We start from the raw sequence: 14,955 nt of genomic DNA, 5'->3' as shown, positions 1-14,955 counted from the left end.
AAATGGATCAAAATTTGTAGGTACTGGTCAACATATAACGACGGCCCAGTGAATCATCTACAAACGGGTACGGGCCAATCTTATTACGTAAATTGATGATCGACAGATTCACCCGAACTTTTTCATTGAATTTATAACCGAGATATCCGTCCCACTTGGTAAACGATGGGCGAGTGTAGATATCACGTTGTTCAGGAAGATTACTTGCCTGTACGTCCAAAATAGTACTGCTGTTGTAGTTGGCTGCTAGCCCGTACATCCAGTGTTTGCCAACAAACCCGGCTGACCACTGGTATTGACGCCTGGAGTAACCATATGAACCGATGCTCTCCGCCGGGGGCACGACGGGAGTGACTTGCGATTGGAGAGATTTCGGGAAGTAACCGAAAAATCCCAAGTTAATACGCCCTTCACCCCAACCGTAATCCGCAAGATTCAACGAGTAGCGTACTTCGCCCGTCCAGCCTTTGAAGTTCAATAATTGTCCATTGACCCGTTGCGTACGGATGCTATTTGCAACACCCGTGGAAGGATCACGAGAAATCATCTTGCAGAACTCGTTGCCATTTTTGGGGTCATTGGCGTTGAAGTTTGGATTGTCAAAACAGGCACTGACAATTTGGGCTGCCCTTAGCGAAGTAATGGCTTCGGTCATGTTGATCTTGTAGTAATCGACAGCCATCGTTAGGCCTTTCACGAAAGTTGGCTGGAAAACGATTCCGGCAGTCCAGGACTCAGCCTGCTCGTTGCGCAAGTTGAGATTACCACCGCTTGTGCCTTGCTGAGTTCCGGAATTGGCGGCAAACGTGGAAGGATCTACTCCGGGATAAGCGGCAAAGAATGCCTGGCAATTGCGTCGGCGAATGTCGGGAGTCTGGCCTCCGCCAATGTTAGAAGGAGTACATGCTTCTGGAATCGAAAAAAATGCGGTCGAAACCGGTTGGAACAACTCTACAATGGCAGGCGCGCGGAAGGAGCGAGTCTTGTTGCCACGGAGTTGCAGGCCAGCAAATGGTTCATATTGCAGACCATAAGTGTAGGCATCAAAAAGACCGGCAAGTGAATTGTTCACCCGGCGGCCTTTCAGTGTCACTTCAAGACGATTCAATCCCGGGTAGCTGCGGTCACCACCAAAAATCGGGGCCAATGCCTCTACAAATATTTCCCGTGTCTTGAAGCTGCCACTGATCGCCTGGATCGGTACGGAACGACCAAGACCGGCCTGCTGGAAGGCGTCGGGAGTGAAGCTACCTTTTTCGTGGCGTTGCTCGTAACCACCATTCACCTTGAACTCACCGCCCGGCAAATCAAATAGCCCCACGGTCATGTTGGCATTGAATACTGTTTGCTGGTTAGCTGCGTGGGCTAGGGTTGGAGTAGTGACATAAGCCTTGGCTTCAGCAGAAGGTGAGTTCAGGCCAAACAAGTTGAGAGGCACGCAGGCTGGATCGGCTACCGTACCGGTTACGCTGCTGTCGCAGACGATGTTGCCGTTGGTGTCACGACGCACATTGATCGCATTGATGAATTTTTGCTGATTAAGTGCGTAGCCACCGTATTCGAAGTTGCCCCGGCCGTGATTGATGCTGACTTCCCACTGAGCCTGACGGGAGCCAATATCGAATATGCCATCCAGTCCAAACACGATGCGCTTGATAGTGCTTGTGGAAGATGAATTGTTTTCGACGATATCTCGGGAAGCACGAGAAAGCCGGAAACTGGTAACTCCCAATGCTGCCAAGGTGGCACGGTCTTCCGGATTGATGAATGGATTATCGATGCTGAAAGTCAGTGGCAAGCTTAAATTACTAAAATAGGGGCCGTTGTAAATACTCTGGTCGGCAATTTCCAGTGCCTTGGATTTGAACCAGCTTAGCTCGGCAAAGGCCCGGATACTATCGGTGAAGTCGTAACGGCCCGTTGCAAAGACATTTGAACGGTCGAGATCGGAGATCAGCTGGATGGTGTCATTGAGACGCATGCCATCGCCGCCTGAAGACTGCATTCTGGTGCCAAATGGCATGCCCGGATCGAACGTTGCCAAACGTCCGGAAGAATTGAATTGGAAGTACTGGTCACTGCCCGGACCAAAACCCAGCAACTGGCCAGCGCCATTCTTGATCAAGTTACCGGTTGCCGGTAGCAACATGCCACCAAAGGTTATAGCGGAAAGGGTGCGATTGCGAATGTATACGCTTCCCGGAATCCCATCGGCTGAACTGGTGTCGAAGCCTACCCCGGGGCTTAGTCGACCATCAGTAGCCGGGTCACGGCCGGGCATGAATTTCTTTATCATGTCCGCATTCGGGTTTGGAACAATCGCTATGTTTTGTCGATAGAATTCACGACTGTTCGCCAGAACGCCATTATTGCGGTCATGTGAAGCCGTAATAGTGAAGTTTCCGCGGTTGTCCGAGAAATTCTTACCGAAAGTTGAGGAAAAGTTGAAACGGATGTTGTCTCCATATGTCGTGGAGCCAAAGCCCATTGTGGTTTCCACGCCCTCGAAGTCCTTACGCAGGATGAGGTTGGTAACACCGGTGATCGCATCAGAGCCATACGTGGGTGCGCCGCCGATTCCGATGCTTTCCACACGCTCGATCAACGCCGTTGGAATGGCGCTGAGATCGACTTGGAGACCACCGCTTGCGGGGCCGAACTGAGTCGGTGGATTAGAACTGACGAAACGACGACCATTGACCAGGGTCAGTTCTCGGTTGGAACCCAAACCGAAACGGCTAATGAAGTTCACACCAGCACCAAAGCCAGATTGATCGCCACGATAGCTGGCACCAGCGCTGAAGCCTGGCTGACGGAACAGTGATTCGGCTACATTAGTGATGCCGAGCTGAGTGATTTCTTCACGGGAGATAACCTGAGCCGGTTCCAAGGTGTCAAAGCCCGCCCTCAAAATGCGCGAACCGGTCACGGTTATGGTGTCCAATGACCTGGGTGTTTGCTTGGAAGTTTGGCCATCAGCGTCGGATGGTGGTTGCGTAGTACTCTGGGCCAAGGCAACACCCGGGGCGACCAAGGCAGCAAACACGGCACAGGCTAGCGGATGTCGGAAGATTTTTCCGAAGTTCTTGTTCACGATGACGTTTCTCCGTATGTAAGAAAGCTGTGAATGAATGGCCAAATTTCTAAGTCATGGGACAATTCAACTCAACTTGTGAGTGCAAGTTTGATCTGGCTGAATAAAATTTGAATGCCTATCATCACTCTGCCTTTTTACAGATTCTTAATATTCAATGCAACTCATCGATATCGGCGCCAACCTCACCCACGACAGCTTCGATCATGATCGCGAGGCGGTGCTCGAACGCGCGCGCGCGGCGGGGGTGGGGCGGATGATCGTCACTGGCGCGTCGCGCGAGCATTCGCCGGAAGCGCTGGCGCTGGCGCGGCGGCATCGGGGCGAATTGTTCGCCACCGCCGGGGTGCATCCGCATCACGCAGCGGAATACACCGCCGAATGCGACGCCGAGATGCGCGCCCTGCATGCGCAGCCGGAGGTGGTGGCGGTGGGCGAATGCGGGCTGGATTACTTCCGCGATTTCTCGCCGCGGCCAATGCAGCGCAAGGCGTTCGAGCGGCAGTTGCAGATCGGCGCGGACACCGGCAAGCCCTTGTTCCTGCATCAGCGCGATGCGCATGCCGATTTCATGGCGATGATGAAGAACTTCGATGGCCGTCTTGGCCCGGCGGTGGTGCATTGCTTCACCGGCACGCGCGAGGAGCTGTTCGATTACCTCGACCGCGACTGGCACGTCGGCATCACCGGCTGGCTGTGCGACGAGCGCCGTGGCGAGCATCTGCGCGCGCTGGTGAGGCACATCCCCGCCGACCGGCTGATGATCGAGACCGATGCGCCCTACCTGTTGCCGCGCACGCTGAAACCGATGCCGAAGGATCGGCGCAACGAGCCGGCCTTTCTGCCGCACATCGCCGAGGAATTGGCGCGCGACCGGGGCGAAAGCGTGGAAGCCGTGCGCCATGCCACCACCGCCACCGCGACGGCCTTCTTTCGCTTGCCGGCGTGAGGCAAGCGGCGTGAAACCTGGTTAACCGCATTACTGTACCTGCCAGTACACTGGCGGCGAAACCGACTCAGCGAAACGTCTCATGCCCCGCACCCGACCGCCGCGCGCCACGCGTGCGTTGTTCCTAGCCGTCTGCCTGCCGCTGGCATTGGTTGCCTGCAATGAAGACGAGCCCGCCGCCGATGATGCGAATTCCGCGCAGACCGTCTCCACCGCGCCGGTGGTGCGTCGAGAGATGGCGAGCGGGTTGAGCGTTTCCGGCCCGGTGTCGGCGGTCGAGGAAATGCAACTGGGCGTGGAGGTCTCCGGGCTGAGAGTGACCGCGTTGAACGTCGATGTCGGGCAGCGGGTGCGTCGCGGCCAGGTGTTGTTGACGCTCGACCACCGCATGCTGGATGCCGATCTCGCCCAGGCCAATGCTTCCTTGCGCGAGGCCGAGGCTGGCGCGAATTTGGCCCGCGCGAATCTGGCCCGTGGCGAGAACCTGGCGCGCGGCCAATACATCAGCACCTCGCAGTTGGATGAACTGCGCGCCGCCCGCACCCAGGGCGAGGCGCGTCTCGGCACGGCGCGCGCCGCCCGCGACACGGCCGCGCTGCGCCGGGGTTTTGCCGATTTGCGTGCGCCGGCGGCGGGCGTTATCGCCAAACGATCGGTGCAGCCAGGCCAAGTGGTGGCGGCGGGGTCTCCGCTGATCTATCTGATCCGTGATGGTCGGCTGGAATGGCGCGCGGAACTGCCGGCCACGCAGTTGGCGCGGGTGAAGCCGGGTGACGTGATCCGCCTGACCGGTGGCGAGGGGGGGACGGTCGAAGGCCGGGTGCGCGCGGTCAGCCCGGGCGTGGATGCGGCCAACCGTACCGGTACGGTTTTTGCCGACCTGCCGCCCGACCTGCTCGAGGCCGGCACTATGCAGGTGGGCGCCTATCTTGAGGGCCGCATCGATACCGGCAGCGGCAGCGTGCTGGCGGTGCCGGCCGATGCGCTGGTGTTGCGCGATGGCTTCCCAACAGTGTTCGTGCTCGATCGCGCCAAGGCGGTCGTGCAGGCCCACCGGGTCGAGACCGGCACGCGCGAGGGGGGCTTCGTCGAAGTGCGCGGCGGGGTGGAAGCCGGCGCGCAAGTGGTGGTCGAAGGCGCCGGTTTCCTGGCCGAGGGCGACCGCGTGCGGGTGGCGCCGGCCAGCACCGCCGCGCCGGCGAAGCGCGGCGCCGCGCCATGAGCGCGCATCCGCCCGTGCCGGCGGCGAAGAAGAGCGGCGGTAATCTTTCGACCTGGGGCATCCACAATCCGGTGCCCTCGGTCATGTTGTTCTTCGTGCTGTGCGTGGCCGGCTTCTGGGGCTTCCACAAGCTGCCGGTGGCGATGTTCCCCGACATCGCCTTCCCGATGACGGTAGTGACCATCACCCAGCCCGGCGCTTCGCCTTCGCAGTTGGAAACCGAGGTGACGCGCCGGGTCGAGGATTCGGTCGCCACGCTCAAAGGCGTGAAGCGGATCATATCCACGGTGGTGGAGGGCGTCAGCACCACCTATGTCGAGTTCCATCTCGATACCGACGTGATGGAAGCGCTCAACGACAGCAAGGATGCGGTGACGCGCATCCGCATGGATCTGCCGCAGGATATCCAGGAGCCGATCATCGCCAAGGTGGAGATCGGCGGCGATCTGCTGACTTATGCGGTGTCCGCGCCGCGCATGGATGCCGGCGGCCTGTCCTGGTTCGTCGACCGCGAAGTCAGCCGCGCGCTGTACGGCGTCGATGGCGTGGCGGCGGTGCGGCGCATCGGCGGCATCGAGCGCCAGGTGCGGGTCGATCTCGATCCGCGGGCGTTGGAAGCCTGGGGCATCACCGCCGGCGAGGTGTCGCAGCAACTGGCGCAGATGCAGGTGGAGCGGCCCGGCGGCCGCGCCGAGATCGGCGGCGAGCGCCAGACCATTCGCACCATCGGCACCGTGCCGGATGCGCAGGCGCTAGCCGATTACAGCATCGCCCTGCCCGATGGCCGCGCGTTGCGGCTGTCGGGCATCGCGCGCGTCCACGATAGCGCGGCCGATCCCAGCCAGTTGGCGCTGCTCGATGGACGGCCGGTGGTCGGCTTCTCGATGTCGCGCACCCGCGGCGCCGACGAGCTGAAGGTGCGCGAGGGGGTGCAGGCGGCGCTGAAGGCGCTGGAAAAGGCGCATCCCGGCGTATCCTTCCGCCTGGTCAACGACATGACCACCGAGGCCGAGACTTCGTACAAGTCCTCGATGACGATGCTCATCGAGGGCGCGTTGCTGGCGCTGGTGGTGGTGTTCTTCTTCCTGCGCAATTGGCGCGCGACCTGGATTTCGGCACTGGCGCTGCCGCTGTCGATCATCCCCACCTTCGCGGTGATCTGGGCGCTGGGCTTCAGCCTCAACATCATCACGCTGCTGGCGCTTTCGGTGGTGATCGGCATCCTGGTCGACGACGCCATCGTCGAGATCGAGAACATCGTCCGCCATCTCGGCATGGGCAAGCCGCCGCTGGTGGCCGCGCGCGATGCCGCCAACGAGATCGGCATCGCGGTGATCGCCACCTCGATGACCCTGGCGGCGGTGTTCGTCCCGGTAGCCTTCATGCCCGGCATCGCCGGCAAGTTCTTCAAGGAATTCGGCTGGACGGCGGCCACGGCGGTGCTGTTCTCGCTGCTGGTGGCGCGACTGCTGACACCGATGATGGCGGCTTATCTGCTCAAGCCCGAACCCGAGCACGAAGGCGAGAGCCGGCTCATGCGCCGCTACCTGGGCTGGGTGGATACCGCGCTGCGCAACCGCTGGAAGACCCTGGCGATCGCGTTCGGCCTGTTCGTGCTTTCGCTCGGCATGATCAAGTTCATCCCGACCACGTTCATTCCGCCTTCCGACCCCGGGCGCAGCATGCTTTCGATGGAATTGCCGCCGGGCAGCCGGATCGAGCAGACCCGGGCCGCCACCGAACGCGCGCGCGCCCTGCTGGCCGACATCCCCGAGTTGAAACAAGTCTTCAGCCAGATCGGCAGTGTTCCCGACTTGGGCGACCCGGGTAAATCCGGTGGCGCCGACGTGCGTCGCGCGGTGATGACACTGGAATGGGGCGATCGCAAATCGCGCCAGCGCCACCAGGAGGTGCTGGAAGCCGAGGCGCGCAAGCGTCTGCAAACGCTGCCCGGCGTGCGCGTCAGCTACATCAGCAGCGAGCCGGGCAAGACCATGCCGCTGGTGCTTTCCGGCGACGACCCGCGCGCGTTGGATCAGGCGGCGGCGGCGGTACAGCGCGACCTGCGTACCCTGAAGGGGCTGGGTAGCGTGTCGTCCTCGGCCTCGTTGCTCCGCCCGGAAATCCGCATCGTGCCCAACCCGGCGCGCGCCGCCGACCTGGGCGTATCCACCGCCGCCATCGCCGAAGCCGCGCGCGTGGCCACCGCCGGCGATTACGTCCAGCGCATGGCCAAGCTCAATCTGCCCGACCGGCAGATTCCGATCCGGGTCGGCTTCGCCCAAGAATCGCTGGAAGACCCGGCCACGCTTTCCCAGTTGCGCGTGCGTGGCAAGGCCGGCCCGGTGCCGCTGGAGGCGGTGGCCGATATCCAGCCGGATAGCGGGCCGTCGGTCATCAGCCGTTACAACCGTCAGCGCAACGTCACCCTCACCGCCGAATTGAACGGCCGGCCCCTGGGCGAGGCGATGAACGAAGTGCAGGCGCTGCCTTCAATCAAGAATCTGCCGCCGGGCATCGCCTTCGGCAATACCGGCGACAGCGAGGTGTTCGTCGAATTGTTCGTCGGCTTCGCCGCGGCGATGGTGGCCGGCATCGTCTGCATCTACATGGTGCTGCTGCTGCTGTTCAAGCACCCGCTGATGCCCGTGACCATCCTGGCCGCCGTGCCGCTCTCGGCCGGCGGCGCGTTCGGCGCGCTGCTCGTCACCCAGAACATGCTGTCGCTGCCGGCCTTGATCGGCCTGCTGCTGTTGATCGGCATCGCCACCAAGAATTCGATCCTGCTGGTCGACTACGCGGTGATGGCCGAGGACGAGCACGGCATGAGCCAGCACGATGCGTTGATCGATGCCTGCCGCAAGCGCGCCCGCCCGGTGATCATGACCACCATCGCGATGGGCGCCGGCATGCTGCCGCTGGCGCTCGGCCTGTCGGGCGATTCCAGCTTCCGCGCGCCGATGGCCTGGGCGGTGATCGGCGGCTTGATCACTTCCACCTTGCTCAGCCTGATCGTGATCCCGGCCACTTATACGGTGATGCACGACCTGGGCGATTGGTTTGCGCGGAAACTCGGACGCGGCGGGCGGGCGGCGGGTGGCCGGGCCTGATGCAAGGGGACGGTGCTCGCATCGGCCAGGCATCGGGAAAGGGAGCTTCAGTCCCGCCGGGAGGATTGCCTGGGGGGTAGAAATGCCTCTTCTTCCTGTGGTGCATAGCGCACCTGCATGACGATCCACAGCTGCTTTTGGCGAGAGCCGCTCCTTTCACCGGTGTACGCGAGCACGAAACCGGTTGCCTGGTCCAACCACATGTCGCCGACATTGCTGCCACCCGGTCCGCGTCGGTTGCTGCCACGGTATCTCCAGTGCACGGCATTCCTGCCGCTGTGGATGCCCGAGGCCAGCTTCCGGCAATCGCTCATCATCCCCATGGCCGCGCAGGGGTTGCCGGGGTCGTAGAAGAGGTTGATCCGGCCTGCGGGCACCGGCAAGCCGGTGCCGGCCTCCCGATCCAGCAGCAGCATGGGCTGAGCCGGAGCGTTTCGCAGCAACGTGTAGTCTCGCCCGTCCTCGCCGGTGAACTCGATGCGCAATTGGTCGCCACTGAAGCGTAATTCGGCCGGAATCAGTTTGTCCCGCGCGATACCGGCGAAACCGGCCAGCTCGTTGGTGAGGATGCCGGCCGTTCCTTCCACGGCGGTGGCGTCGCCGACGCCCGAAAGCAGCAGGGACAGGCCGATCGATATCGTAGATTGGCGATTGCATGCGAACGATGGCGTAGCTCTCGATCGGCAATCGCCCGCTGAGGCGATGGAGACCGCCATTGTCGAACGCATTCGACGATTTGACGAAGAGCGACTTTCCCTGGAGCACCCAGCCCACGAACGGCACGACCAACGGATATTGATAGGTCACTTTCACCTTGAGGATGTTGGCGTCCTGGACGTTGACGCCGCTGCGACCGACCCGGGCATCGCGAAACGACAGATTGTCGTTTGGCAGAGCGTATCTGCCGTTGTATTGGCGTTCCTTGTGCTCGTTCCACATGGCGCGGGTCGGGCTGATGATCTCGACCTTGGTGTAGAGCGGATGGTTGACTTCGTAGCCAGCCTTCGCCCGGGCCTTGCTGATCCCGGCCAGGGAGCTTTCGGTGGTGAACAGCGGTGTCAATCCCTGAGCCAGGCCCTTCTTGATTTCGGACATTTTCGCGCCATGGACGGCTCCCGCGCGGGCGGCTTCCAATGCCGCGTAATCGAGGGTCGATTTAGCCCGGTAAAACAGAACGAACTGCACCGTGGCCAGGACCAGGAAAAGCAAGACGGGAACGGCGATGATGAACTCGACGATCGATTGTCCCGCCATGTTCCGGCGGGCGGCGGACGGGCGGCCGCGAACAGAGGGATGAGGGCGCAAGATCGTCTTCTCCATTTATTGGGAACGAGTGGCTTGCCACTCCCAGTGTTCGCCGATGCGCGGGGCCAGGGTTCCCAGTGTCCCCGCATGCATCTCCACGGTGGCGGCGGCGCCACGGCATGTGGCCGTGCGCCAGGGCCGCAGGTTGGACTGCCAGCCGCAGACGCGTCCCTGCCGGTCGAGAAAGACCAAATCGAGCGGATAATGCATGCCGAAGGTGTGGACACTGGCGCAAGGCGTGAGTAGCAAGGCTTCCTGGTGTGGTCGCAGTAGCAGTCCGCGCAGGCGGGACCACCAGCGGTTGGCGAGCCAGACCCGAGCCACCACGATGCCGCCGCTGTCGCGTCGAATCAGTCCCCGTTTCATAGGATGCCTTCCTCCAGCATCTTCAAGTAGATGAAGTAGCCGATGAACAGGAAGATCAGCGGGAAGAAGAATACGACCAGCGGGAACATCATCTTGACCGGGGCTTCCAGTGCCAGCTTTTCGGCGCGCAGGAAGCGTTCATCGCGGCGCTGATGCGCCTGGGCGCGCAGGGTTTCGCTGAGGTTCGCGCCCACTTTGTCGGTCTGGATCAATGCACTGGTGAAGTTGGTGATCTGTGGGATGTCCATTCGTTCGGACATGCGTTTCAACGCCTCCGAACGCGGCAAGCCGGCCCGCAGGTCGCGCAGCATGCGCGAGAATTCCTGCGACAGCGCCCCGGACGGTCCTTTAGCCACGGCCTGCTCGATGGCGCCGGTGATGTTCAAGCCGGCCTCGACGGCCATGGTGATGAAGTCGAGGAAGATCGGCAGATCGCGGACTACGGCGCGCTGACGCAGCTTGCGGCGGTCGTTGAGCCAGATATCGGGATACATCCAACCGAGCAGCCCGCCAAACAGCAAGGCCATGAAAGCCGATGCGATAGATAGCTGGCCCAGCATCAGCAGACAAGAGCAGAAAAACAAGAAAGCGATGCACGCCCCGACCACCTTGAGACCGTAGAACTCTTCGGCAGTCAGCAGATAGTCCTGTCCGGCGGCCTGTAGGCGACGGTGGGTTTGCTCGAAGTGGATGGTCTTCATCCGTGGAGCGATGAAACGAGTGGCCACCGTGACCAATGGCCACATCATCCGCAAAGCGGCGGGCAACGGGTCCTGGTAGCTGCGATCGTCGATCTCGACTTCACGCAACGCACCGCGGGAACCCAGCATCACCAGCATCACCGCCGATGCCGCCATCAACGCAACGAGGATCAGCATCCAGCTCATACGTCGATCGTCATGATCTTGCGGCACATGCGGTAGCCCAGGTATTCCATCACCATGCAGATGCCGATGACCAGATAACCGTGCCAAGTATGGAACATCGGTTCCATCGTTTCACGGTACATCAGGGTGAGATAGCCGATCAGGAATACCGGTAACAACGCCATCACGATGCCCTGTAAACGTCCCTGGGCGGTCAATGCCTTCACCTTGTTCTCCATGATCAGGCGACGACGCAGCGTTTCGGCCAGTGTTGACAGCGTTTCGGCCAGGTTGCCGCCGACTTCGCGCGAGATGTTCACCGCCGAGACGAACAATTTGACGTCGATGATCGGCACGCGCTCGCTGAAGTTTTCAAGCGCTTGCTCGGTGCGGACGCCCAAGTGCTGTTCACGCAGGACAAGGGCCAGTTCCTGCGCCAGCGGCGGTTGTCCGTCGTGAACCATGACCTCAAGCGCCGGGGCGAAACCGACACCGGCGCGCAGGCTGCCGGAGAGCATTTGCAGCGCGTCGGGCAACTGTTCCTGGATCTGGTTGAGCCGCCGCTGCTTCATCCATGCGTAAACCTTGCGCGGCATGAAGGCCAGCACCAGTGCGATGCCGGCGGCCACCAGCGGGTTGCCGGTGACGAGCCACAGCAGCAGCGGGACCACGACAAGGGCGACGATGTTGAATATGAACAACTGCGTCGGGTCCATGAACATGAACATGTCGGCCAGGTTCAATCTCGCCTGCTCCATGAAATTCTCGCGATAACGCTTCATGAAGCGATCGCCGGCGCGCACGGCCACATAGGCCAGCATGGCGAAGCAAGCGAATGAGGCGACGGCGACGACCCAGATGCTCATCTCAGATTTTCCCCCGCGCCGCCGCGAAAGATGCTGAGATCGACCTGTACCCCGCGCTGCGCCAGTTCCTCGTAGAACTCGGGAACGGCGCCGGTGGCGATGAAGTTGCCTGCGACCCGGCCGTCCGGGCCATGATAGGTGGTGGGTTTGAAGAGGAAAACGTCCTGCAACTGGATGGTTCCGCTTTCCACGCCGGTAATTTCGGTGATGTGGCTTACTTTCCGGGAGCCACAGGGGTAGCGACGCTGGTGCACGATCAGATCCACCGCCGAAGCGATTTGTTCGCGCACCACTACCATCGGGAGTTCCATTCCAGCCATCATCACCATGACCTCCAGGCGCGAGAGCGTTTCGCGTGGATTGTTGGCATGGGCCGTGGTCAGCGAGCCTTCGTGACCGGTGTTCATCGCCTGTAGCATGTCCAGCGCTTCGCCGCCGCGGCACTCGCCGACCACGATGCGGTCGGGACGCATGCGCAGCGCGTTCTTGACCAAGTCGCGGATGCTGATCTGTCCCTTGCCTTCCATGTTCGCCGGACGGGCCTCCAACGCGACCAGATTCGGCTGCACCAGTTTGAGTTCGGCCGCGTCCTCGATGGTGACTACGCGGTCGCTGTCGGGAATGAAGTTGGAGAGGATGTTGAGCAGCGTGGTCTTGCCCGAGCCGGTACCGCCGGAAACGACGATGTTCCTGCGCTCGCGCACGGCGATTTTGAGGAATTCGAGCATCTCGCGGTTGAGTGAGCCGAATTTCAACAGGTCCTCGCCCAGCAGCTTGCGCGAAGCGAACTTGCGGATGCTGATGCTCGGGCCGCGCAAGGCCACGGGCGGGATCACCGCGTTGACGCGCGAGCCGTCCTTGAGGCGGGCATCCACCAGGGGCGAGCTTTCGTCGATGCGTCTGCCCAGTGGGGTGACGATGCGTTCGGTGGCGGCGAGTGCGGCGCGCTCTGAAGTGAAGGTCACGTCCGAGCGAACGATCCTGCCCGAGCGCTCGATGAAGATTTGATCGTGCGCGTTAACCATGATTTCGGTGACGGTGGGGTCGTCTATCAGATCCTCGAGTGGCCCCAGCCCGATGGCTTCGTCGAGCACTTCCTTGGCCAGCTTGCGCGGGTTGATGGTCTTGGGCAAATCATTGAAATCACGCTTCAGGATTTCTTCGATCAGGTTGATGGTGGTGTTGCGCAGGGATTCGTCGCTCATGCCGCGTACGTCGACCCGGCGCAGATCCATCTGTCTGACCAGCGTGGCATGCACCCGGGTACGCCAGTAATTGACATCCACCTCCGGAGTCGTGGGTTGCATCTGGGTGGAGGTGTCGGAAGGCGTGGGCACGGAGTTGTCCGCCGAGACGACGACGCCCTCTCCAGGCGTGGAGGCCGTGACGTGTCCACTATTGAAATCCATCGCCGGTGCGGGCGACGGGGTACGCGCTTCCGGCTCGTCATCATTGATTCGCAAGGTGTAGTCGCCGATCACGATCCGATCCCTGCCGCGGATCGGGCCGTGTCGGGAAACCACACGCGTACCGTTGACGGTGATCGGCGCCTTGCCACCCAGCGAGAGGATGTAGATGCCATCGTCCTCGCGCACCAGCGATGCGTGCTTGCCGGCGATCGTCCAGCCTTGCAGCATTACCAGATTGGCATCGTCGCGTCCGATGCCGCATTCCCGGTGCATGCATTTCACGTGCCGGGGGTCACGGCCGGGCGCGTCGATCTGGATGTTGAACATCATTTTTGGGCCGGCCTGATCAACTTTTGCTGGCGCTTGCTGATTTCCGTGTCCAGCGAGTTGCGGATATCCTCGCCGCGTCGCAGGCCTTCCCGGTTCTCGGGTGAATCGGGCGAGACGATGCGTGGTGTCACGAACACCACCAGTTCGGTTCGTTGGCCGCGGAATCCATCGGAGCGGAACAACTTGCCGATGATCGGTATGTCGCCGAGGATCGGGAACTTGTCCGCACTCTTGGACGCAGAACTGTCGATGAGCCCGGAAATCACCATCGTTTCCCCGGTGCGTAGATTGATTTCCGATTCCGTGCGGCGAGTGAGAAAGCCCGGCACCCCCTGCACCGATACCGAGGGGTCGATGCGGCTGACTTCCGCCATCACGTTGGTCGATATCTGGTTTTGGCTGTTGACCGAGGGGCTGATGTTGAGGCGGACGCCATATTCCTTGAATTCCACCTGGTTTGCGCCGAGGACGCTGGGGATCACGATCGGCACTTCACCGCCGGCCAGAAAGGTGGCTTCGCCGCCGCTTCTGACGCTTAGCTGTGGCGAAGCCAGGATCCACGCCTTGCCCTGGCTCATGAGCAGGTTGATGCTCGAGGCGATGGATGTGGCAATACCGAAATAAGCCTGGGTTCCGGGCAGTCTCGTTGGCAGGCGGTCCCTGATGTTCTGGAAAGTCTGGTCGTCCTTCGGCAGTACGCGGAAATACGGATTGGTGGTGAAGTCTTTAATTACGCCGCCAAGCGGACCCTTGATCGCGCTGTCCCAGCGGATGCCGAGTTGCTCCAGCGCATTGCGATTGAATTCCATGATCTGCACGTCCATCAGTACCATCGGGCGCATCCCGACGGGATCGGTGCTGGCGAAATTCAGCACTTGCGGATACAGCTTCTGGATCGCGGCGATGCGCGAGCTGGCGGCCTCGTCAAGATCACTGCCGGCGATCACCACATTGCCGCCCACCGGCGTCACCGTGAGTCCGGCCACGTTGCCCAGCAGCAGGCGCACGGTATCGGCCACGGAATCACCGCTGTCGGCAGAAACGTCGACCTTGATGTCGCGCTGGGTACCGTCGGCAAGCCAGAGATGGACATTGGTCGTGCCGGTTTGGGTGCCGATCAGCACCAACTCCCTCTTGCCGACCGTGTGCACGCTGAGCAGGTCTCCATTGCCCACCGCCACGCGGCGGATGCTGCCGGGGACACGATGGACGACCGCTTGCCCGGCGAACAGGGAGAGCCGGTCGGGCAGGGGCGATGCGGTGGATGGCCGACCGTCGCCGGCCAATGCGCCGGAGCGCGTGCCGCGCGCCGGTTCATCTAGCATCTGAAAAGGCTGAGCGCGACGCGGTGCGGTTTGCGGTGTGTTTGCCGGTGGCTGCGCGGAGGCGGGTTGCGACGCGTATCCGGTTACCGTGCCCGCGGCCTGCCCGATGTCCG

Annotated in this window: 10 protein-coding genes and 1 pseudogene; 3 read left to right on the top strand and 8 right to left on the bottom strand. The window is 61.6% G+C overall.

All coding sequences use genetic code 11. From position 1 onward, the window contains the following. Positions 1-7: 7 nt before the first annotated feature. Positions 8-2,929, bottom strand: a complete 2,922-nt coding sequence (locus EBB59_RS04085) for a TonB-dependent receptor domain-containing protein (RefSeq protein ID WP_245979016.1) — start codon at positions 2,927-2,929, stop codon at positions 8-10. Between the two features lie 322 nt (positions 2,930-3,251). Here EBB59_RS04085 and EBB59_RS04080 point away from each other — a divergent pair, with 322 nt between their 5' ends. From EBB59_RS04080 to EBB59_RS04070, 3 genes are all read left to right on the top strand, one after another. Beyond that, complete coding sequence (locus EBB59_RS04080; RefSeq protein ID WP_122100873.1) at positions 3,252-4,043, top strand: TatD family hydrolase; 792 nt, start codon at positions 3,252-3,254, stop codon at positions 4,041-4,043. 82 nt (positions 4,044-4,125) lie between these two features. Next, on the top strand, positions 4,126-5,265 hold the full coding sequence (locus EBB59_RS04075; RefSeq protein ID WP_122100872.1) for an efflux RND transporter periplasmic adaptor subunit: 1,140 nt from the start codon (positions 4,126-4,128) through the stop codon (positions 5,263-5,265). Further along, a complete protein-coding gene (locus EBB59_RS04070; RefSeq protein WP_122100871.1) occupies positions 5,262-8,375 on the top strand; it encodes an efflux RND transporter permease subunit in 3,114 nt (1,037 codons plus the stop codon). Before EBB59_RS04075 ends, EBB59_RS04070 begins: the two co-directional genes overlap by 4 nt. 47 nt (positions 8,376-8,422) lie before the next feature. On the opposite strand, the gene EBB59_RS14185 is transcribed toward EBB59_RS04070, so the two are convergent. The 7 genes and pseudogenes from EBB59_RS14185 to EBB59_RS04040 form a co-directional block, all read right to left on the bottom strand. After that, positions 8,423-9,091 (bottom strand): hypothetical protein, encoded by a 669-nt coding sequence (locus EBB59_RS14185; RefSeq protein WP_245979025.1) that lies wholly within the window; start codon positions 9,089-9,091, stop codon positions 8,423-8,425. A gap of 415 nt (positions 9,092-9,506) precedes the next feature. Next, positions 9,507-9,629: pseudogene (locus tag EBB59_RS14360) on the bottom strand (TadE/TadG family type IV pilus assembly protein); the annotation flags it as partial. A gap of 66 nt (positions 9,630-9,695) precedes the next feature. Continuing rightward, positions 9,696-10,046 (bottom strand): DUF192 domain-containing protein, encoded by a 351-nt coding sequence (locus EBB59_RS04060; protein ID WP_122100870.1) that lies wholly within the window; start codon positions 10,044-10,046, stop codon positions 9,696-9,698. Further along, positions 10,043-10,933 (bottom strand): type II secretion system F family protein, encoded by an 891-nt coding sequence (locus EBB59_RS04055; RefSeq protein ID WP_122100869.1) that lies wholly within the window; start codon positions 10,931-10,933, stop codon positions 10,043-10,045. The genes EBB59_RS04060 and EBB59_RS04055 overlap by 4 nt, the downstream gene beginning before the upstream one ends. After that, positions 10,930-11,778 carry a type II secretion system F family protein gene (locus EBB59_RS04050; protein ID WP_122100868.1) on the bottom strand — a complete coding sequence of 283 codons (849 nt, stop codon included), beginning with the start codon at positions 11,776-11,778 and terminating at the stop codon, positions 10,930-10,932. The genes EBB59_RS04055 and EBB59_RS04050 overlap by 4 nt, the downstream gene beginning before the upstream one ends. Continuing rightward, positions 11,775-13,460 carry a TadA family conjugal transfer-associated ATPase gene (locus tag EBB59_RS04045; RefSeq protein WP_122100929.1) on the bottom strand — a complete coding sequence of 562 codons (1,686 nt, stop codon included), beginning with the start codon at positions 13,458-13,460 and terminating at the stop codon, positions 11,775-11,777. Before EBB59_RS04045 ends, EBB59_RS04050 begins: the two co-directional genes overlap by 4 nt. A 53-nt stretch (positions 13,461-13,513) precedes the next feature. Next, complete coding sequence (locus EBB59_RS04040; protein WP_245979013.1) at positions 13,514-14,842, bottom strand: type II and III secretion system protein family protein; 1,329 nt, start codon at positions 14,840-14,842, stop codon at positions 13,514-13,516. Positions 14,843-14,955: the final 113 nt, after the last annotated feature.

It is taken from the genome of Solilutibacter pythonis (assembly GCF_003697345.1).
Lineage (GTDB): Bacteria > Pseudomonadota > Gammaproteobacteria > Xanthomonadales > Xanthomonadaceae > Solilutibacter > Solilutibacter pythonis.
The sequence above is the reverse complement of the archived record's forward strand: the minus strand, read 5'-3'. Positions and strand labels throughout refer to the sequence as shown.